Here is a 20,042-nt window from a genome sequence, read left to right on the forward strand (position 1 = left end):
CGGAGCCCGCGGTGAAAGCCCGGTAAACTCGGCGGTTTCAGAACGATCATTCGACAAACGAGGAGATGCCGATGATGGCCCCGAAGGACTTGCTGCTGGCGCTGGTCGTGATCCTCGCGTGGGGCGTCAACTTCGTCGTGATCAAGGTCGGCCTGCACGGGATGCCGCCGATGCTGCTCGGCGCGCTGCGCTTCACGCTCGCGGCCGTGCCCGCGGTGTTCTTCGTGCGCCGGCCGCAGATTCCGTGGCGCCTGCTGGTGCTGTACGGCGCGACCATCCAGCTCGGCCAGTTCGTGTTCCTGTTCACCGGCATGTACGTCGGGATGCCGGCCGGCCTCGCGTCGCTCGTGCTGCAGTCGCAGGCGTTCTTCACGCTGGTGTTCGCGATGCTGTTCCTCGGCGAGCGGCTGCGCGCGCAGAACCTGGTCGGCCTTGCGGTCGCGGCGGCCGGGCTCGTCGTGATCGCGTCGCAGGGCGGCCGGGCGATGACGCTGGCCGGCTTCCTGCTGACGATCTGCTCGGCCGCGATGTGGGCGATCGGCAATATCGTCACGAAAAAGGTCGGCAAGGCGAACCTCGTGTCGCTGGTCGTGTGGGCGAGCCTCGTGCCGCCGGTGCCGTTCTTCCTGCTGTCGCTGTGGTTCGAGGGGCCGCAGCGGATCGCGTCCGCGCTCGCCGGGCTGGACGGCGCGTCGATCTTCGCGGTCGTCTATCTCGCGTTCGTCGCCACGCTGCTCGGCTACGGGCTGTGGAGCCGCCTGATGTCGCGCTATCCGGCTGCGCAGGTCGCGCAGTTCTCGCTGCTGGTGCCGATCGTCGGGCTCGCGTCGTCTGCGCTGCTGCTCGACGAGCATCTGACGCGTGCGCAGGTGCTGGGCGCCGCGCTCGTGATGGGCGGCCTCGCGGTGAACGTGTTCGGCGGGAAGCTGATACGCCGCTTCGCGGCGTCGTGATGCGCGCCGCCGGCACGCGTGACGTGCCGGCGGGCGGAAGGGGCGCGGCCGTCAGGCCATCCGGTTCTTCGCGAGCGGCGGATTGGCAGCGAAATAGCGCTTGATGCCGCGGAAGATCGCGTCGGCCATCTGGTCGCGATAGCTGTCGTCGTTGAGCTTGCGCTCTTCGTCCGGGTTGCTGATGAATGCGGTCTCGACCAGGATCGACGGAATGTCGGGCGCCTTCAGCACCGCGAACCCGGCCTGCTCGACCGAGCCCTTGTGCAGCTTGTTGATGCCGCCGACTTCCTTCAGCACGTAGCCGCCGTAGCGCAGCGAATCGCGGATCTGCGCGGTGGTCGACATGTCGAACAGCGCGCGGCTCACGGCCGCGTCCTGCGTCTTGATGTTGATGCCGCCGATCAGGTCCGACGAGTTTTCCTTGTTCGCGAGCCAGCGCGCCGCGGCGCTCGATGCGCCGTGGTCCGACAGCGCGAACACCGACGAGCCGCGCGCGGACGGCGTCGTGAACGCATCCGCGTGGATCGACACGAACAGGTCCGCGCCGACGCGGCGCGCCTTCTGCACGCGCACGTTCAGCGGCACGAAGAAGTCGGCGTCGCGCGTCATCATCGCGCGCATGTTCGGCGCGCCGTCGATCTTCGCGCGCAGCTTCTTCGCGATGTCGAGCGCGATGTGCTTCTCGTACGTGCCGCCGCCGCCGATCGCGCCCGGATCCTCGCCGCCGTGGCCCGGATCGATCGCGACGGTCAGCAGGCGCACGGTGCCGCCCTTGCCGGATTTCGGCGCGGTGAACTTGTAGGTGTCGCCGTCGTCGTCGCCGTCGTCGCGGCGCGCGATCACGGGCGGCGGCTTGACGGCCGGCTTCGCGGGGGCCGACGGCGCGGCCGGCGGCGCATGCGGCGTGGCCGGCGTGTTCTGCGCGAAGCGCTGGAAGAATGCGTCGCTGTTGTCGTTGCCTGCGACGGGCGGCGTGGTCGGACCGTTCAGCGCGGTGGGCGGCTGCATCTGCTGCGCGCGCGCCGCGTCGTTGAGCGCCTGTTCCTTGCGTTCCGTCTGCGCGATCAGGTCGGTCAGCGGATCGGGCGCGACGGCCGGATACAGGTCGAACACGAGCCGGTACTTGTAGGTGCCCACCGGCGGCAGCGTGAACACCTGCGGCTTCACCGAGCCTTTCAGGTCGAACACCATCCGCACCACGTGCGGCTGATACTGGCCGACGCGCACCGACTGGATCTGCGGATCGTTCGGTGCGATCTTCGACACGAGGTCGCGCAGCGCCTGGTCGAGATCGAGGCCGGTCAGGTCGACGACGAGGCGGTCGGGACCCTGCAGCAGCTGCTGGCTATTCTGCAGCGGCTGGTCGGATTCGATCGTCACGCGCGTGTAATCGCGCGCGGGCCAGACGCGCACGCCGAGCACCGACGACGCGTGCGCGAGCCGCGGCGCGACGAGACCGAGCACCAGCGTCGACGCGCCCGCGCACAGAATCTGGCGGCGCCGCCAGTTGTGCGTCGCGGTGGCCGCCGATTCGATCGAGCGGAACGGTTTGATCAACATCTTTCGAGACATGCCTTTCCTGAAGCGCTGTACGCCCGGACGGTGAGGGCGCGGCCGTCGCCATCCACGTCGAGCGAGAAGACCAGATCGGGCACGCCGAGCAGCGTCCCCGCCTGTTGCGGCCATTCGACGAGACAGATCGCGCTGGAATTGAAATATTCGCGAAAGCCTGCGTCGGACCATTCGGCCGGATCGTTGAATCGGTACAGATCGAAGTGATAGACCTCAAGTTCCCCATCGTCGCGTTCGAGCGCATACGGCTCGACGAGCGTATAGGTCGGGCTGCGCACGCGCCCCGTATGGCCGAGGCCGCGCAGGATCGCACGTACGAGCGAGGTCTTGCCCGCGCCGAGATCGCCGACGAGCTGGATCTGCAGCCCGTCGAACGCGTGCGCGCGCGCGAGTTCGGTGCGTGCGGCGTCGAGCGCGTGCGCGAAGCGGATGCCGAACGCCTCGGTCGCCGCTTCGTCGGCGAGCGCGATCACGCGCGCTTCGAGCGGGGCGGGCAGCGCGGCGGCATGAGACGGGTGGCTGGGCGTGGCTGGCATTCTCGTAAAATAGTGCGATGAACCGATTACCGGAACTCGCCGCATCCGACAGACCTTCGACCCGAGCCGAAGGGGCGGCACCGTGCGCGCTCGACGATGCGACGTTGACTGCGCTCGCCGCGCGCATCAGGGCGTGGGGGCGCGAATTGGGTTTCGGGGCGATCGGCATCAGCGACACCGATCTCTCGGATGCCGAAGCAGGGCTCGCCGCCTGGCTGGAAGCCGGTTGCCACGGCGAGATGGATTATATGGCCAAACATGGGATGAAACGTGCGCGGCCGGCCGAACTTGTGGCCGGTACGCGACGCGTGATTTCCGCGCGGCTCGCGTATCTGCCGGCCGAGACGCGCGCCGGCGACGCGCCCGACGGCACCCCCGGCGCGCTCGCGCCGCGCGACTGGCGCGCACGCGAACGGGCGCGGCTCGACGATCCGCAGGCGGCCGTCGTGTCGATCTACGCGCGCGGCCGCGATTATCACAAGGTGCTGCGCAACCGCCTGCAGACGCTCGCGGAGCGCATCGAGCAGGAGATCGGCGCGTTCGGCTATCGCGTGTTTACCGATTCGGCGCCGGTGCTCGAGGTCGAGCTCGCGCAAAAGGCCGGCGTCGGCTGGCGCGGCAAGCACACGCTGCTGCTGCAGCGCGACGCCGGCTCGCTGTTCTTCCTCGGCGAAATCTACGTCGACATTCCGCTGCCGACCGATGCGCAGCGCTCGCCCGACGCGGCGCCCGAGTCGCCCGGCGCGCATTGCGGCAGCTGCACGCGCTGCATCGACGCGTGCCCGACCGGCGCGATCGTCGAGCCGTACCGCGTCGATGCGCGCCGCTGCATTTCCTACCTGACGATCGAACTGAAAGGCAGCATCCCCGAGCGGCTGCGGCCGCTGATCGGCAACCGCGTGTACGGCTGCGACGACTGCCAGCTCGTCTGTCCGTGGAACAAGTTCGCGCAGGCCGCGCCGGTCGCCGATTTCGACGTGCGGCACGGCCTCGACCGCGCGACGCTGGTCGAGCTGTTCGGCTGGGATGCCGATACCTTCGACACGCGGATGCAGGGCAGCGCGATCCGCCGCATCGGTCATGAAAGCTGGCTGCGCAATCTCGCGGTCGGGCTCGGCAATGCGCTGCGCGCGCCTGCCGGGCAGCTTGCGCCGGCCGCGCGCGACGCGATCGTCGCGGCGCTGCGCGCGCGGGCCGACGATCCGTCGCCGATCGTGCGCGAGCATGTCGAATGGGCGCTGCGTGCCGCGTGAAGGCGGCGTAAAGTGTCGTCGGCGCGCGGCGGCGCGCCTGCATCCATCGGTTAGGAGAATGCAATGTTCAACGCAGTGATCGACGCGCCGTTCGGCAAGGTCGGCATCCGCACGGATGCCGCGGCGGTGCGCGAGATCGTCTATCTGCCCGAGTCGGTGAAGTCGGTCGAGCCGGACACGCCGCTCGCGAAGCGTGCAGTCCGGCAGATCGAGCGCTATTTCGAGCGCGCGTCCGCACGCTTCGACCTGCCGCTCGCCGACGTCGGCAGCGCGTTCCAGCATCGCGTGTGGGACGTGATCAGCGACATCCCGCCCGGCACCGTGCTGACCTACGGGCAGGTCGCGAAGCGGATCGGCAGCGCGCCGCGCGCGGTCGGCCAGGCGTGCGGTGCGAACTACTTCCCGCTCGTGATCCCGTGCCATCGCGTCGTCGCAGCGGGCGGAATCGGCGGCTTCGCGAACCACGACGACGACGGCTACTACCTGAAGGTCAAGCGCTGGCTGCTCGCACACGAAGGCGTGCCGTACCGATGAACGAACCGCTGCTGTCCCCCGAAACCGACGACGACGCGACCGCGGCCTCGCCCGCGCTGCTCGCGAGCCGCGCGTCGATCGACGCCTTCTGCGACGCGCTGTGGCTCGAGCACGGGCTCGCGCGCAATACGCTCGATGCGTACCGGCGCGATCTGGTGCTGTTTTCCCGATGGCTGGCGGCGACCCACGATGCGCCGCTCGACCTGGCCGACGAAACGATGGTGACCGGCTACATCGCCGCGCGCAGCGACGGCAAGGCGACCTCGTCGAACCGGCGGCTGTCGGTGTTCCGTCGCTATTACGGCTGGGCCGTGCGCGAGCATCGCGCGAGCGCCGACCCGACGCTGCGGATCACGTCCGCGAAACAGGCCGCGCGCTTCCCGTCGACGCTGTCGGAGGCGCAGGTCGAGGCGCTGCTCGGCGCGCCGGACATCGCGACGCCGCTCGGCCTGCGCGATCGCACGATGCTCGAGTTGATGTACGCGAGCGGGTTGCGCGTGAGCGAGCTGGTCACGCTGAAGACGGTGGAGGTCGGGCTCAACGAAGGCGTCGTGCGCGTGATGGGCAAGGGTTCGAAGGAGCGGCTCGTGCCGTTCGGCGAAGTCGCGCACGGCTGGATCGAGCGCTACCTGCGCGACGCGCGGCCTGCGCTGCTCGGCGCGCGCGCGGCCGATGCGCTGTTCGTGACCGCGCGCGGCGACGGGATGACGCGCCAGCAGTTCTGGAACATCATCAAGCGCCATGCGCAGCAGGCCGACGTGCGCGCACACCTGTCGCCGCACACGCTGCGGCACGCGTTCGCGACGCACCTGCTGAACCACGGCGCGGACCTGCGCGTCGTGCAACTGCTGCTCGGCCACAGCGACATCTCGACCACGCAGATCTATACGCACGTCGCGCGCGAGCGGCTGCGCACGCTGCACGCGCAGCATCATCCGCGCGGTTAGCGCGCGGTTTCGCGCGAACCGGAAGCGGCCCGCGCCGCCACGCGCAGCGGCACGCGGCACGGTGGCATGCGCGCCCGCGTTACGCGAGCTCGCGCAGCTTGTGCTTCAGCACCTTGCCCGTCGATGCGGCCGGCAGCGCATCGAGCACGCGGATCTGCGCGGGGCGCTTGTACGGCGCGAGCCGTTCCGCGCACCACGCGTGCAGCGTCGTCTCGGTCGCGGCGGCGCCCGGCGCCAGTTCGACGAACGCGAGCACTTCCTCGTTGCCCTCGACCGCGCGGCCGACGACCGCCGCCTGCACGACGTCCGGATGCGCGTTCAGCACCTGCTCGACCTCGACCGGATAGACGTTGAAGCCCGAGCGGATGATCAGCTCCTTGCTGCGCCCGGCGATCGTCACCGCGCCGTCGGCGTCCTGCCGCGCGAGATCGCCGGTGCTCAGCCAGCCGTCCGGCGAGACGGCCGCGCGCGTCGCGTCCGGATTGCGGTAGTAGCCGAGCATCACGTTCGGCCCGCGCACGAGGATCTCGCCGACCTCGCCGCGCGGCACGTCGCTGCCGTCCGGCGCGACCACGCGCATTTCGACGCCGGGAATCGGCACGCCGACCGAGCAGTCGGTGCGCGGCGCGTCGAGCGGCGTCTGCGTGATCGTCGGGCTGCTTTCGGTCATGCCGTAGCCATTGTGCAGCGGCACGCCGTACACGCGCTCGACGCGCGCCTTCAGGTCGGCGTCGAGCGGCGAGCCGCCCGAATACGCGAAGCGCAGGCGCGGTGCGCGCCATGCGTGGCCGTGCGTGTGCAGATGCTCGAGCAGCTTCGCGTGCATCGCGGGCACGCCCTGGAAGATCGTGACGCCCTCGTCGGCGAGCGCGACGCGCACGGCCTCCGGCGCGAAACGCGGTGCGAGCCGCAGCGTCGCGCCCGCGTAAAGGCTGCCGAAACACACGGACGCGAGCCCGTACACGTGCGACACGGGCAGCACCGTATAGACGAGGTCGTCGGGCGACACGCGCCGCAGCGTGCTCGACATCGCCGCAATGAACAGCAGGTTGCGATGCGACAGCATCACGCCCTTCGGCGAACCCGTCGTGCCGGTCGTGTAGATCAGCGCTGCGCACTGCGCGGCGCCGTCGGCGGCCACCGGTTCGGCGGGCGCGTCGGCATCGATCCGGTGCGACCACGCGCCGATGTCGACGGGCAGCGCGTCTGCGGGCGTCGCGTCGTGGCGTGCCGCATGCGCGCGCGCATCGGCCGAGGTTTCGGTCGCAAACGCGATCAGCCGCGGGCGCGCGTGCGCGGCGATCGCATCGAGCTCGCCGGCCGACAGCCGCGCATTCGACACCAGCGCCCATGCGTCGATCCGCGCGGTCGCGAGCAGCAGCACGATCTGCGCGACGCTGTTTTCCGCGACGATCATCACGCGGTCGCCGCCGCGCACGCCGAGCGCCGCGAGCCGAGCGGCGGCCGCGTCGACGGCCTGCGACAGCTCGCCGTAAGACAGGCGCCGCGCGTCCTCGATCAGCGCCGGATGCGCGGGCGCTTGCGCGGCCCGGCGGGCGGGCACGTCGGCAATGCGGGCCGGCAGCGCGGCCAGCAGCGCGTCGACGTCGAGCGGCGCGGAGCAACGGTTGGACGAAGTCATGGCGTCTCCAGAAGAGGGCCGGGCGGCATCGGCACGGCGCGGCGATATTTTCGAACGATCGTGCCATGACTGGGCGCGCGCCACAATCGGCCATTCGGGCAATAGCGCTTCGCGCGGTTCGCAATGATGCCGGGCGGCAGCCGCACGGTTGAAAGCGGGCCGCGAGTATACCGCCTGCGCGTCCGGCGGTCCGTGGCGCGCCGTTCGCCATTAGAATGCCGCCATGAGCAAATCCAGACACGTGTCCGAAACCCCCGCGACCCAGCTGCTGAAACGCCATGCCGTCGCGTTCGGCGAGCATCCGTACGAATACGTCGAACATGGCGGCACCGGCGAATCGGCGCGCCAGCTCGGCGTCGACGAGCACAGCGTCGTGAAGACGCTCGTGATGGAGGACGAGCATGCGAAGCCGTTGATCGTGCTGATGCATGGCGACCGCACGGTATCGACGAAGAATCTTGCGCGGCAGATCGGCGCGAAGCGCGTCGAGCCGTGCAAGCCCGAGGTCGCGAACCGCCATTCCGGCTATCTGGTCGGCGGCACGTCGCCGTTCGGCACCCGCAAGGCGATGCCGGTCTACGTCGAGTCGACGATCCTCGAGCTGCCGACGATCTACCTGAACGGCGGCCGCCGCGGCTACCTCGTCAGCCTCGCGCCGACGGTGCTCACGACGCTGCTCGGTGCGAAGCCCGTGCAGTGCGCGAGCGTCGACTGAGGGTTTCACCTTCGTGGCAGCCCGCGCCCGTTCGGTAGAATGGGCGCCGCTTCGGCCGCGACGGCGCCGGCGTTGCCGGCCTGCCGCGCGAGCCGTCCCTTCACCGATACGTTGAAAGAAGAGTCCCCCGCATGCAGATCCTGCTCGCCGCCCTCGTTGCCTACCTGATCGGCTCGGTGTCGTTCGCCGTCATCGTCAGCGCCGCGATGGGCCTTGCCGACCCCCGTTCGTACGGGTCGAAGAACCCCGGCGCGACCAACGTGCTGCGCAGCGGCAACAAGAAGGCCGCGATCCTGACGCTGCTCGGCGACGCGTTCAAGGGCTGGATCGCCGTCTGGCTCGCGCGGCGCTTCGGCCTGCCCGACGTCGCGGTCGCGTGGGTCGCGATCGCGGTGTTCCTCGGCCACCTGTATCCGGTGTTCTTCCGCTTCCAGGGCGGCAAGGGCGTCGCGACCGCGGCCGGCGTGCTGCTGGCCGTGCATCCGGTGCTCGGCCTCGCGACCGCGCTCACCTGGCTGATCGTCGCATTCTTTTTCCGCTATTCGTCGCTCGCGGCGCTGGTGGCGGCCGTGTTCGCGCCGCTGTTCGACGTGTTCCTGTTCGGCACGGGCCACAATCCGATCGCGTGGGCCGTACTGGCGATGAGCGTGCTGCTGATCTGGCGTCACCGCGCCAACATTTCGAAGCTGCTGGCGGGGCAGGAAAGCCGGATCGGCGACAAGAAGAAGGCGGCCGCGAACGGCGGCGCGCAGGACGGCGGCAAGGCCTGAAGGGAAGGAGGGACGCCGGCCGGCGCGCCTGATGAGGTGCGCGGGCCGGGCCGGCGTGACGCGACCGGTCAGTCGCGGAAGTTGTTGAAGTCGAGCGGGGTGTCGGTCACGTCCTTGCGCAGCAGCGCGATCACGCTTTGCAGGTCGTCGCGCTTGGCGCCCGACACGCGCACCGCGTCGCCCTGGATGCTCGCCTGCACCTTGATCTTGCTGTCCTTCACGAGCCGCACGATCTTCTTCGCGAGGTCGCCGGTCACGCCCTTCTTCACGGTGACGACCTGCTTGACCTTGTCGCCGCCGATCTTCTCGACCTTGCCGTAGTCGAGGAAGCGCACGTCGACGTTGCGCTTGGCCAGCTTGCCGATCAGCACGTCCTTCACCTGGCCGAGCTTGAAATCGTCGTCGGCGAACAGCGTCAGCTCGCGCTCCTTCTGCTCGACGCGCGCGTCGGAGCCCTTGAAGTCGAAGCGCGTCGAAATTTCCTTGTTCGACTGCTCGATGGCGTTCTTCACTTCGATCATGTTCGCTTCGGAAACGACGTCGAACGATGGCATGGCATTCTCCCTTGAGACGCGGGCGCCCGGCTGGTGCGCGGGCACTCGCTATAATTGCGGACTGTTTGCCATTTTACCGATGCCCCCCCGTTTGCCCAAGGCCGTCCATCCGCGGCACGGGCACGCATGACCGCGAATGCCGATGCTCCCTGACGATTCCGCCCTGTCGCTGCTTCCCGACCATCCGCTTGCCGCGCACAACACGTTCGGCATCGCCGCGACCGCGCGCTATGCCGCGCGCATCACGCAGGCCGCGCAGTTCGCCGCGCTGCATCGCGACGCGCGTGTCGCGAACCTGCCGCGGCTCGTGCTCGGCGGCGGCAGCAACGTGGTATTCACGCGCGATTTCGACGGCGTCGTGCTGCTCGACGAGATCGCCGGCCGGCGCGTCGTGCGCGAGGATGCCGAAGCCTGGTATGTCGAGGCGGGCGGCGGCGAGAACTGGCATGCGTTCGTCGCGTGGACGCTCGAGCGCGGCATGGCGGGCCTCGAGAATCTCGCGCTGATTCCGGGCACCGTCGGCGCCGCGCCGATCCAGAACATCGGTGCGTACGGGCTCGAGATGAAGACGTATTTCGACTCGCTGGTCGCGGTTGAACTCGCGACCGGGCGCAGCGAGCGCTTCGACGCCGCACGCTGCGCGTTCGGCTATCGCGACAGTTTTTTCAAGCGGGAAGGGCGCGCGCGTTTCGCGATCGTGTCGGTCGCGTTCCGCTTGCCGAAGCGCTGGACGCCGCGGCTCGGCTATGCGGACGTCACGCGCGAGCTCGACGCGCGCGGCATCGCGCCCGACGCGGCGACGCCGCGCGACGTGTTCGACGCGGTCGTCGCGATTCGCCGCGCGAAGCTGCCCGATCCGCTCGTGCTCGGCAATGCGGGCAGCTTCTTCAAGAATCCGGTGATCGATGCCGCGCAGTTCGATGCGCTGCGCGCGCGTGCGCCCGAGGTCGTGTCGTATCCGCAGCCGGACGGCGCGGTGAAGCTCGCGGCCGGCTGGCTGATCGACCGCTGCGGCTGGAAGGGCCGTGCGCTCGGCGCGGCGGCCGTGCACGACCGGCAGGCGCTCGTGCTCGTCAATCGCGGCGGCGCAACGGGCGCCGACGTGCTCGCGCTCGCGCGGGCGATCCAGGACGACGTGCGCGCGCAGTTCGGCGTCGAGCTGGAACCGGAGCCGGTCTGCCTGTAAGCCGATGGGCGCGGCGCCGGTATCGCAGCGGCTGCGCGGCACCGGCCAATAAAAACGCCGATCCGGGGATCGGCGTCGTGGCGACGGATCGCGGCGGCGTGCCGCGCGCCGGCCGGCGTCAGTGCTTGAGGCGGCCGAGCAGCAGGAACTCCATCAGCGCCTTCTGCACGTGCAGGCGGTTTTCCGCTTCGTCCCAGACGACGCTCTGCGGGCCGTCGATCACGCCGGCCGTCACTTCCTCGCCGCGGTGCGCGGGCAGGCAGTGCATGAACAGCGCGTCCGGATTCGCGTGGCCCATCATTTCCTCGTCGACGCACCAGTCGGCGAACGCCTTCATCCGCGCTTCGTTCTCGGCCTCGAAGCCCATGCTCGTCCATACGTCGGTCGTCACCAGATCGGCGCCGCGGCAGGCTTCGTTCGGGTCGTCGAACACCTCGTAGAACGGCGCGCTGTCCGGCGACACCAGCTTCATGTCGAGCGCGTAGCCCGGCGGCGTCGACAGGCGCAGCTTGAAGCCGAGGATCTGGGCCGCTTCGATCCACGTATAGAGCATGTTGTTCGCGTCGCCGACCCAGGCGACCGTCTTGCCGGCGATCGGGCCGCGATGCTCGTAGTACGTGAAGATGTCGGCGAGCACCTGGCACGGATGGTATTCGTTGGTCAGGCCGTTGATCACCGGCACGCGGGAGTTTTCCGCGAAGCGCCGGATCACGTCCTGCTCGAACGTGCGGATCATGATGATGTCGACCATTCGCGAGATGACCTGTGCGGAATCCTCGACGGGCTCGCCGCGGCCGAGCTGCGTGTCGCGCGTGCTCATGAACACCGCGTGGCCGCCGAGCTGGAAGATCCCGGCTTCGAACGACAGGCGCGTGCGCGTCGAGCTCTTCTCGAAGATCATCGCCAGCGTGCGGTCGTGCAGCGGGTGATAGGTCTCGTAGTTCTTGAACTTGCGCTTCAGGATACCCGTGCGTTCGAGCACGTACTCGTAGTCTTCCAGCGAGAAATCCTTGAACTGCAGGTAGTGACGAATGGTTTTGGCGGTCATGAAACGAAATACGGCGGGCTTCACCCGGCAGCGAGGCCGGACGGCGCCGCCGTCGGATGTGGATGACTCAGAGCAGCATAAAGGATTTTCGGTGCTTTGACGAGCCGCGCCGAAAAGCGGGGCACGATCCGCATGCGCGGCGGACGGCGTCGGAAGCGGGGCCGCGAAACGACGCGCGATGGCGCGCTGCGGTATAATTCAAAAGTTTTCTCCAGCCCGGCAGGCAAGCCGCTTCGCGCGCTGCCGGACACAAGCCGTGCGCTGCACAAATCCCGTGCGGCGTGCCGGCGGCACGTGCCGACAACCCGTTTTTTCGGGGTTCGGCGGGCGGGCGCCGGTGTCGATTCCAGCTTTGTGTTCGCGTACCCAGGCGCCGTCGTCTGGGTGGCGCCGGGCCGTCACTTGGGTAACCACATGGCTGAAACCCCTCCGACCGAATACTTCATCCAGGGCATCACGAAAGACGGGAAAAAGTTTCGCCCGAGCGACTGGTCGGAGCGTCTGGCCGGCGTGATGTCCTGCTTCGGGCCGGGGGCAAGCGGGCCGAATGCGCGTCTCCAGTATTCGCTGTACGTGCGCCCGACGCTGCTCGGCGACACCAAGTGCGTGATCCTCGATTCGCGGCTGCGCGACTGCGAGCCGATGGCCTTCGATTTCGTGATGAACTTCGCGAAGGACAACAATCTCGTCGTCACCGAGGCGTGCGAACTGCCCGACTATAGCGCGAAGAAGTAACGGCGCGCGGGCGGCGGGCGAGGGCATCCTCGCCGTCGCCGCCGATGGTTCTCGCCCGCCGGCGGCGTGTCGTCCGGATGCGATCGCAAAAAAGCCCGCCGAAGCGGGCTTTTTTGCGATCGCAGGAAACAGGAGTGCCCGCGCGAGGCGGGCACACCGGAATTTACGCTGCTGCCTGCAGGCCCTTGACGGCTGCGGCGAGGCGGCTCTTGCTGCGAGCGGCCTTGTTCTTGTGAACGATCTTCTTGTCGGCGATCGTGTCGATCGTCTTGACGGCAGCCTTGAACAGCTCGGCAGCCTTTGCCTGGTCGCCGGCGTCGACAGCCTTGCGAACGGCCTTGATCGCGGTACGGAATTTCGAGCGCAGCGCCGAGTTGTGCGAGTTTGCCTTCGCGGCCTGGCGGGCGCGCTTGCGTGCTTGTGCGGAGTTAGCCATGACGGTTCCTTATCCTGTCCTGTTTCCAGAGCTTGGAGCCTGACGGCCAAGCGCTGCTTTTCGATCCGTCCCCTGAGAACGATTGCCCAGGGGCGCATAAAAAAACGGTGATTTTAACCGAGGCCGGGACATGGAAACGGCAGTTGCCGTGCATGTACAGGCTCAGAAACCGGCAATTATAGCAACAAAATCAAGCGTGTGGCAAGCGCGAAGTGATTCGCGCGGAACGGCGCGCGGGCCGCCGCCGCGCTTTTCGGCATCCGACCGTGCCGGGTCGCGCAAGGTCCGTATAATAAGCGCCCCATGAATCTATTCCGAGCCCTGCTGACGGTCAGCGGCTTCACGCTGCTGTCGCGCGTGACCGGACTGGCCCGCGAGACGCTGATCGCCCGTGCGTTCGGCGCCAGTCAATACACCGACGCGTTCTACGTCGCCTTCCGCATTCCGAACCTGCTGCGCCGGCTGTCCGCCGAAGGCGCGTTTTCGCAGGCGTTCGTGCCGATCCTTGCCGAGTTCAAGAACCAGCAGGGGCACGATGCGACCAAGGCGCTCGTCGATGCGATGTCGACCGTGCTCGCATGGGCGCTCGCCGTGCTGTCGGTGCTCGGCATCGCCGGCGCGTCGTGGGTCGTGTTCGCGGTCGCGTCGGGCCTGCACACCGACGGCCAGGCGTTCCCGCTCGCCGTCACGATGACGCGCATCATGTTCCCGTACATCGTGTTTATCTCGCTGACGACGCTCGCGTCCGGCGTGCTGAACACGTACAAGAGCTTCTCGCTGCCCGCGTTTGCACCGGTGCTGCTCAACGTCGCGTTCATCGCGGCCGCCGTGTTCGTCGCGCCGCACCTGAAGGTGCCGGTGTTCGCGCTCGCGTGGGCCGTGATCGCGGGCGGCGTGCTGCAGTTCCTCGTGCAGCTGCCGGGGCTGAAGAAGATCGACATGGTGCCGCTGATCGGCCTCAACCCGCTGCGCGCGCTGCGCCACCGCGGCGTGAAGCGCGTGCTCGCCAAGATGGTGCCCGCGACATTCGCGGTGTCGGTCGCGCAGCTGTCGCTGATCATCAACACCAATATCGCGTCGCGGCTCGGGCAGGGCGCGGTGTCGTGGATCAACTACGCGGACCGCCTGATGGAATTCCCGACCGCGCTGCTCGGCGTCGCGCTCGGCACGATCCTGCTGCCGAGCCTGTCGAAGGCGCACGTCGACGCCGATTCGCACGAATATTCGGCGCTGCTCGACTGGGGGCTGCGCGTCACGTTCCTGCTCGCGGCGCCGAGCGCGCTCGCGCTGTTCTTCTTCGCGACGCCGCTCACCGCGACGCTGTTCAACTACGGCAAGTTCGACGCGCACACCGTGACGATGGTCGCGCGCGCGCTCGCGACCTACGGGATCGGCCTGGTCGGCATCATCCTGATCAAGATCCTCGCGCCGGGCTTCTATGCGAAGCAGGACATCAAGACGCCGGTGAAGATCGCGGTCGGCGTGCTGATCGTCACGCAGATCTCGAACTACGTGTTCGTGCCGCTGATCGGCCACGCGGGCCTGACGCTGAGCATCGGCGTCGGCGCGTGCCTGAACTCGCTGCTGCTGTTTCTCGGGCTGCGCAAGCGCGGCATCTACCAACCGTCGCCGGGCTGGCTGCGCTTCTTCGTCCAGCTCGTCGGCGCGGCGCTCGTGCTCGCGGGCCTGATGCACTGGTGCGCGATCAGCTTCGACTGGACCGGCATGCGCGCGCAGCCGCTCGACCGCATCGTGCTGATGGCGGCGTGCCTCGTGCTGTTCGCTGCACTATATTTCGGTATGTTGTGGGTGATGGGCTTCAAATACGCTTACTTCAGAAGGCGCGCCAAGTGACGACCGCAATGACCCGCGTCCTCGACTACTTCAGCACGCTCGTGGCGGACGACGACAGTCTTCCGGTCACCGAAACCGCGCTGTCGCTGGCGCAGGACGCGTACCCCGACCTCGACCTGCAGGGCACGCTCGCCGAGATCGACATGCTGGCCGCGCGGCTGAGCCGCCGGCTGGCCGACGATGCGGACCTGAAGGGCCGCGTCGCCGCGCTGAACGATTTCTTCTTCCGCGAACTCGGCTTCGCGTGCAATCACAACGACTACTACGACCCCGACAACAGCCACCTGAACGCGGTGCTGAAGCGGCGGCGCGGGATTCCGATCTCGCTGTCGGTGCTGTACCTGGAACTCGCCGAGCAGGTCGGCGTGCCGGCGCGCGGCGTGTCGTTCCCCGGTCATTTCCTGCTGCGCGTGACGCTGCCGGACGGCGACCTGATCATCGATCCGACCAACGGCCATTCGCTGTCGGAGGCCGAGATGGTCGAGATGCTCGAGCCGTACGTCGCGCGGGCGGCCGGCGCGGTCGACAGTGCGTTGCGCGCGCTGCTGCAGCCGGCGACGAGCCGCGAGATCATCGCGCGGATGCTGCGCAACCTGAAGACGATCTACCTGCAGACCGAGCGCTGGCAGCGGCTGCTCGCGGTGCAGCAGCGGCTCGTGATCCTGTTGCCGGACCATCTCGACGAGGTGCGCGATCGCGGCTTCGCGTATGCGCGGCTCGACTACCTGCGCCCGGCGCTCGAGGATCTCGAGCAGTATCTCGGCGAACGGCCCGATGCCGAGGATGCGACCGTCGTCGAATCGCAGGTGAGCGAATTGCGGCAGCGGATGCAGCGCGACGCGGAGGATTGACGCCGCGCGCCGTCCGCCGCCGGAACGCTGATGAAAAAAACCGCGATGCGCATCGCGGTTTTTTTACGCGCCGGGCGTGCCTCGGCGGCATCCGGATCGCGAGGCCAACGCGGATCCCGGTGAGAGACGGGCGATCATGCGCGGGATCGCAGGCGCAAAAAAAGCCGCCCTGCAACAGGACGGCTTCGCCGGAACGGCATGCGACGCTTACTTCAGCGCGTCGAACGCCCGTTCGCGGATTTCCTCGACGCTGCCGAGGCCGGAGATCTTGCGATACTGCGGCGCCTTCAGGCCGTTTTCCTCGCCGCGCTGCGCCCAGTCGCCGTAGTACGTGATCAGCGGCTTGGTCTGCGCTTCGTACACTTCGAGACGCTTCTTGACGGTTTCTTCCTTGTCGTCGTCGCGCTGGATCAGCGGTTCGCCCGTCACGTCGTCCTTGCCCTCGACCTTCGGCGGGTTGAACTTCACGTGGTACGTGCGGCCCGATGCCGGGTGCGTGCGGCGGCCGCTCATGCGCTCGATGATTTCCGAGAACGGCACGTCGATCTCGAGCACGTAGTCGATCGCGACGCCGGCGTCCTTCATCGCGTCAGCCTGCGCGATCGTGCGCGGGAAGCCGTCGAACAGGTAGCCGTTCGCGCAATCGGATTCCTTCAGACGTTCCTTGACGAGGCCGATGATCAGCGCGTCCGGGACCAGCTTGCCGGCGTCCATGTAGCCCTTCGCCTCGACGCCGAGCGGCGTGCCGGCCTTCACGGCCGCGCGCAGCATGTCGCCGGTCGAGATTTGCGGGATGCCGAATTTTTCCTTGATGAAGTTTGCCTGGGTGCCCTTTCCCGCGCCGGGCGCGCCCAACAGGATCAAACGCATGGTGATATCTCCAGTATGTAGATTCGTATGGCGAGACTCGACGGTGTCGGCGACAGCAGGCGCGGGGCTTGCGTGGCGCGCGGCGGGCCGGTCTGACGCGGCGCGTCGGCTGGGCGACGCGCGGCTGCCGGCAGGGGCCGCGGCGGGGGCAAGCGAGGACGCGCAGGTCGCGGACAGCTCGCACAATCGCCTGATTATGCCACGGGTTATTTTGATTCCGGCCGAAAAAGGGCCTGCACCCGTGCGAGATCGGCCGGCGTATCGACGCCGGCTTCGGGCGCGTGCGCGGTGAGCATCACCGCGATCCGTTCGCCGTGCCACAGCGCGCGAAGCTGTTCGAGCTGCTCGGCCTGCTCGATCGGCGCCTGCGCGAGCGACGGATAGGTGCGCAGGAAACGCGCGCGATACGCGTAGAGGCCGATGTGCCGATAGACCGGAAACGCGGGCGCCGGCATGGCTGCGACGTCCGGCCAGTGCGGCTGGTAAGCGTCGCGGCTCCACGGAATCGGTGCGCGCGAGAAGTACAGCGCGACGTTCTGCGCGTCGAGTGCGACTTTCACGACGTTCGGGTTGAACACGTCGGACGCGTCGTGGATCGGGTGCGCGGCGGTCGCGATCGCGCACGACGAATGCGCGGCGAGGTGCGACGCTACGTCGCGCACCAGTGCCGGGTCGATCAGCGGCTCGTCGCCCTGCACGTTGACGACCACCGTGTCGTCGCTCCAGCCGCACGCAGCCGCGACTTCCGCGAGCCGGTCGGTGCCGGACGGGTGGTCGGCGCGCGTCAGCATCGCTTCGAAGCCGTGCTCGCGCGCCGCGTCGAGCACGCTTTGCGCATCGGACGCGACCAGCACCTGCTGTGCGCCCGCTTCGCGCGCGCGTTCGGCGACGCGCACGACCATCGGCTTGCCGCCGAGATCGGCGAGCGGCTTGTTCGGCAGGCGCGTCGACGCGAGCCGGGCGGGAACGACGGCGATGAAGGGTTGCGGATGAGTCATCGGGATCGGGCGGTGATAGGGCGGGGCGGGCGGCGCCGTCGCAGCGGCGCTTAGCGGCCGGCCGGGTCGACCGGCGTGCCTTCGACGGTCTGGCGCGCTTCGTCGACGAGCATCACGGGGATGCCGTCGCGGATCGGGTAGGCGAGCTTGTCCGCATTGCAGATCAGCTCCTGCGCGGCGCGGTCGTAGTGGAGCGGGCCTTTGCAGATAGGGCACACAAGGATTTCAAGCAGGCGAGCGTCCACGGAGTTTCTCCACAACGAGGGCAATGAGGCGAGGGTCGAGCGCGGCTTCGACGGGGACCACCCACAGTCGAGCGTCGCGCCAGGAAGCGCCCAATTTTACTGCATCCTTCTCGGTGATCAGGATCGCGTCGACCGCATCGTCGACGAACGGGTTGTCCGCGAACGCGTAGTGGTCGGGCAGCGCACGCGTCGCGGGCGCGAGGCCCGCCGCGCGCAGCGTCGCGAAGAAGCGTTCCGGCGCGCCGATCCCGGCCGCGGCGAGCACGCGCTCGCCGGCGAACTGCGACAGCGGGCGGCGCAGCGCCGGCTGGTCGAGGTGCCAGGCGGCGCCCGGCGTCAGCGTGAGCGCGTAGGTGTCGGGCCACGGCGGCAGCGCGCCGCTGTACGGATCGTTGACGAGCGTCGCGTCGCGATGCCGCGACAGCGGCTCGCGCAGCGGCCCGGCCGGCAGCAGGAAGCCGTTGCCGCCGAGCCGGTGATCGAACACGACGAGCTCCACCGTGCGCGCGAGGCGGTAGTGCTGGAGGCCGTCGTCGCTGACGATCACGTCGACGTCCGGGTGCGCGGCGCGCAGCGCCTGCGCGGCCGCGACGCGGTCCGGACACACCCACACCGGCGCGCCGGTGCGGCGCGCGATCAGCAGCGGTTCGTCGCCGGCCGCACCGGCACGCGACGCGGGCGTGACGGCGGTCGGCGTGCGCACGTTCGCGCCGTAGCCGCGCGACACGACGCCGGGCGTGAAGCCGGCCGCCCGCAGCGCATCGACCAGCGCGATCACGGTCGGCGTCTTGCCGGTGCCGCCGACGGTCACGTTGCCGACCACGACCACCGGCACGCCGACGTCGACCGGCTGATTCCAGCCTTGCGCATACGCGGTGCGCCGCAGCGCCGCGCACAGGCCGAACACGCACGCGAACGGCGTGAGCGCCCACGCGAGCGCGCCGCGGCGCTGCCATTCGCGCGTCACGCGCGCTTCGAGCCGCGCGAGCGGGCCGCCGGGCGCGCTCATCGGGCCGGGCGCGGCGCGTCGTGCGCCGCGTCGAGGGACGGATTCGTCAACACGGATTCTCCGTTGGGCGGCAGATGCCGCAAGGTCTGCGGAAGGCGGCACTCTAGCGCGCCGCACGCGGGCGCGGCAAGCGCGACCGGCTGCGGCGGCCGGTAGGGCCGGATCGGACCGACCTGTGGATAACTCTGTGAAAAACTCCCGGGCCGCTGGCCGCAGAGGCCCGTGGGGCGGGCATCGAGTCGGATGGCAATCGGCTTGTAAGGTTTAAAAAATTATAAAAATCAACGGGTTATGGAAAATTGTCTGGTTTTTTCAGCGGTTTTGCGGGGTTTTCCCGGCGCGTGTGCCGAAATGTGGACACCTTCGGCGCGAGCCGCCTGCCCGGCGCGGCGCTGGACGCCGGACGGATGTCGGACTATCGTGTCGCCGCCAGCATTCATTCGACCTTCCATGCTTTCCGACTCCCCTTTTGCCGCGCCCGGCGCGACGCGCGGCGGCGATGAAGTGATTCCCGTTTCGGCGCTCAACCGTGCGATTTCGACGATGCTCGAGCGTTCGTTTCCGCTGCTGTGGATCTCCGGCGAAGTGTCGAACTTCACGCGCGCCGCGAGCGGTCACTGGTATTTCTCGATCAAGGACCAGCAGGCGCAGATGCGCTGCGTGATGTTCCGCGGCCGCGCGCAGTATGCGGAGTTCACGCCGCGCGAAGGCGACCGGATCGAGGTGCGCGCGGTCGTCACGATGTACGAGCCGCGCGGCGAGGTGCAGCTCAATGTCGAGGCCGTGCGGCGCACCGGGCAGGGGCGCCTGTACGAGGCGTTCCTGCGCCTGAAGGCGCAGCTCGAGGCCGAAGGACTGTTCGCGCCCGAGCGCAAGCGGCCGCTGCCGGCTCATCCGCGTGCGATCGGCATCGTCACGTCGCTGCAGGCCGCCGCGCTGCGCGACGTGCTGACCACGCTCGCGCGCCGCGCGCCGCACATCCCGGTGATCGTCTATCCGGCACCCGTGCAGGGTGCGGGCGCGGCCGAGAAGCTGGTCGCGGCCGTGCAGACCGCCAATGCGCGGCGCGAGGTCGACGTACTGCTGGTGTGCCGCGGCGGCGGCTCGATCGAGGATCTGTGGTCGTTCAACGACGAGGCGCTTGCGCGCGCGATCGCGGCGAGCGAGCTGCCGGTCGTCAGCGGCGTCGGGCACGAAACCGATTTCACGATCGCGGACTTTGCGGCCGACGTGCGCGCGCCGACGCCGACCGGCGCGGCCGAACTCGCGAGCCCGCAGCGCGCGCTGCTGCTGCGCGAGGTCGCCGAGCGCCAGCGCGCGCTGGCGCGCGGTCT

General features: G+C 68.8%; 21 protein-coding genes. 11 read left to right on the top strand and 10 right to left on the bottom strand.

The genetic code is table 11. From position 1 onward, the window contains the following. Positions 1–74 precede the first annotated feature (74 nt). Positions 75–953 (top strand): EamA family transporter, encoded by an 879-nt coding sequence (locus tag BST28156_RS13200; RefSeq protein ID WP_174902400.1) that lies wholly within the window; start codon positions 75–77, stop codon positions 951–953. Between the two features lie 51 nt (positions 954–1,004). Here BST28156_RS13200 and BST28156_RS13205 read toward each other — a convergent pair whose 3' ends face one another. Both BST28156_RS13205 and tsaE read right to left on the bottom strand, forming a co-directional pair. Further along, positions 1,005–2,525 carry an N-acetylmuramoyl-L-alanine amidase gene (locus BST28156_RS13205; protein WP_174902389.1) on the bottom strand — a complete coding sequence of 507 codons (1,521 nt, stop codon included), beginning with the start codon at positions 2,523–2,525 and terminating at the stop codon, positions 1,005–1,007. Then, positions 2,507–3,061, bottom strand: a complete 555-nt coding sequence (gene tsaE / locus BST28156_RS13210; protein WP_060245186.1) for a tRNA (adenosine(37)-N6)-threonylcarbamoyltransferase complex ATPase subunit type 1 TsaE — start codon at positions 3,059–3,061, stop codon at positions 2,507–2,509. Before tsaE ends, BST28156_RS13205 begins: the two co-directional genes overlap by 19 nt. Before the next feature lie 17 nt (positions 3,062–3,078). Here tsaE and queG point away from each other — a divergent pair, with 17 nt between their 5' ends. The 3 genes from queG to xerD all read left to right on the top strand — a co-directional run bounded on the left by queG (position 3,079) and on the right by xerD (position 5,795). Next, positions 3,079–4,314: a tRNA epoxyqueuosine(34) reductase QueG gene (gene queG, locus BST28156_RS13215; protein ID WP_174902390.1), complete on the top strand. Its 1,236-nt coding sequence runs from the start codon at positions 3,079–3,081 to the stop codon at positions 4,312–4,314. A gap of 63 nt (positions 4,315–4,377) precedes the next feature. After that, positions 4,378–4,848, top strand: a complete 471-nt coding sequence (locus BST28156_RS13220) for a methylated-DNA--[protein]-cysteine S-methyltransferase (protein ID WP_060245184.1) — start codon at positions 4,378–4,380, stop codon at positions 4,846–4,848. Next, entirely contained in the window at positions 4,845–5,795 is a 951-nt protein-coding gene (xerD, locus tag BST28156_RS13225; RefSeq protein ID WP_059478946.1) for a site-specific tyrosine recombinase XerD, read from the top strand. Before BST28156_RS13220 ends, xerD begins: the two co-directional genes overlap by 4 nt. Before the next feature lie 79 nt (positions 5,796–5,874). On the opposite strand, the gene BST28156_RS13230 is transcribed toward xerD, so the two are convergent. After that, positions 5,875–7,437 carry a class I adenylate-forming enzyme family protein gene (locus BST28156_RS13230; protein ID WP_174902391.1) on the bottom strand — a complete coding sequence of 521 codons (1,563 nt, stop codon included), beginning with the start codon at positions 7,435–7,437 and terminating at the stop codon, positions 5,875–5,877. 223 nt (positions 7,438–7,660) lie between these two features. Between BST28156_RS13230 and ybaK the strand changes: the two genes are divergently transcribed. Together ybaK and plsY are read left to right on the top strand one after the other, a co-directional pair. Continuing rightward, positions 7,661–8,152 (top strand): Cys-tRNA(Pro) deacylase, encoded by a 492-nt coding sequence (ybaK, locus tag BST28156_RS13235; protein WP_060245181.1) that lies wholly within the window; start codon positions 7,661–7,663, stop codon positions 8,150–8,152. A 131-nt stretch (positions 8,153–8,283) separates the two neighbouring features. Next, a complete protein-coding gene (plsY, locus tag BST28156_RS13240) occupies positions 8,284–8,922 on the top strand; it encodes a glycerol-3-phosphate 1-O-acyltransferase PlsY (RefSeq protein ID WP_174902392.1) in 639 nt (212 codons plus the stop codon). A 68-nt stretch (positions 8,923–8,990) separates the two neighbouring features. Here plsY and BST28156_RS13245 read toward each other — a convergent pair whose 3' ends face one another. Then, positions 8,991–9,476: a YajQ family cyclic di-GMP-binding protein gene (locus BST28156_RS13245; protein WP_040128035.1), complete on the bottom strand. Its 486-nt coding sequence runs from the start codon at positions 9,474–9,476 to the stop codon at positions 8,991–8,993. 136 nt (positions 9,477–9,612) lie between these two features. Between BST28156_RS13245 and murB the strand changes: the two genes are divergently transcribed. Beyond that, positions 9,613–10,662 (top strand): UDP-N-acetylmuramate dehydrogenase, encoded by a 1,050-nt coding sequence (gene murB / locus BST28156_RS13250; protein WP_174902393.1) that lies wholly within the window; start codon positions 9,613–9,615, stop codon positions 10,660–10,662. Positions 10,663–10,780: 118 nt separating this feature from the next. On the opposite strand, the gene argF is transcribed toward murB, so the two are convergent. After that, positions 10,781–11,710 (bottom strand): ornithine carbamoyltransferase, encoded by a 930-nt coding sequence (gene argF / locus BST28156_RS13255; protein ID WP_059478952.1) that lies wholly within the window; start codon positions 11,708–11,710, stop codon positions 10,781–10,783. A 414-nt stretch (positions 11,711–12,124) separates the two neighbouring features. Between argF and BST28156_RS13260 the strand changes: the two genes are divergently transcribed. Then, positions 12,125–12,445: a DUF3579 domain-containing protein gene (locus tag BST28156_RS13260; RefSeq protein WP_009692622.1), complete on the top strand. Its 321-nt coding sequence runs from the start codon at positions 12,125–12,127 to the stop codon at positions 12,443–12,445. A 163-nt stretch (positions 12,446–12,608) separates the two neighbouring features. Here BST28156_RS13260 and rpsT read toward each other — a convergent pair whose 3' ends face one another. Continuing rightward, positions 12,609–12,881, bottom strand: coding sequence for a 30S ribosomal protein S20 (gene rpsT / locus BST28156_RS13265; protein WP_006398494.1), 273 nt, complete (start codon positions 12,879–12,881; stop codon positions 12,609–12,611). 303 nt (positions 12,882–13,184) lie between these two features. On the opposite strand from rpsT, the gene murJ reads away from it, so the two are divergent. Together murJ and BST28156_RS13275 are read left to right on the top strand one after the other, a co-directional pair. After that, positions 13,185–14,735 carry a murein biosynthesis integral membrane protein MurJ gene (gene murJ, locus BST28156_RS13270; protein WP_060245178.1) on the top strand — a complete coding sequence of 517 codons (1,551 nt, stop codon included), beginning with the start codon at positions 13,185–13,187 and terminating at the stop codon, positions 14,733–14,735. 8 nt (positions 14,736–14,743) lie between these two features. Then, positions 14,744–15,586, top strand: coding sequence for a SirB1 family protein (locus BST28156_RS13275; protein WP_060245228.1), 843 nt, complete (start codon positions 14,744–14,746; stop codon positions 15,584–15,586). A 207-nt stretch (positions 15,587–15,793) separates the two neighbouring features. On the opposite strand, the gene adk is transcribed toward BST28156_RS13275, so the two are convergent. The 4 genes from adk to lpxK all read right to left on the bottom strand — a co-directional run bounded on the left by adk (position 15,794) and on the right by lpxK (position 18,708). After that, positions 15,794–16,456, bottom strand: a complete 663-nt coding sequence (adk, locus tag BST28156_RS13280) for an adenylate kinase (protein WP_060245177.1) — start codon at positions 16,454–16,456, stop codon at positions 15,794–15,796. A gap of 206 nt (positions 16,457–16,662) precedes the next feature. Continuing rightward, entirely contained in the window at positions 16,663–17,454 is a 792-nt protein-coding gene (gene kdsB, locus BST28156_RS13285) for a 3-deoxy-manno-octulosonate cytidylyltransferase (RefSeq protein WP_174902394.1), read from the bottom strand. A 50-nt stretch (positions 17,455–17,504) separates the two neighbouring features. Next, the gene (locus BST28156_RS13290; protein ID WP_010090898.1) at positions 17,505–17,699 is read right to left on the bottom strand and encodes a Trm112 family protein; all 195 of its coding nucleotides are present in this window, start codon (positions 17,697–17,699) and stop codon (positions 17,505–17,507) included. After that, positions 17,680–18,708: a tetraacyldisaccharide 4'-kinase gene (lpxK, locus tag BST28156_RS13295; protein WP_174902395.1), complete on the bottom strand. Its 1,029-nt coding sequence runs from the start codon at positions 18,706–18,708 to the stop codon at positions 17,680–17,682. The genes BST28156_RS13290 and lpxK overlap by 20 nt, the downstream gene beginning before the upstream one ends. A 450-nt stretch (positions 18,709–19,158) precedes the next feature. Here lpxK and xseA point away from each other — a divergent pair. Continuing rightward, positions 19,159–20,042: exodeoxyribonuclease VII large subunit (gene xseA, locus BST28156_RS13300; protein WP_174902396.1), on the top strand; the 884-nt coding region annotated here is incomplete at its 3' end.

The sequence above is a fragment of the Burkholderia pseudomultivorans genome (assembly GCF_902499075.1).
GTDB lineage: Bacteria > Pseudomonadota > Gammaproteobacteria > Burkholderiales > Burkholderiaceae > Burkholderia > Burkholderia pseudomultivorans.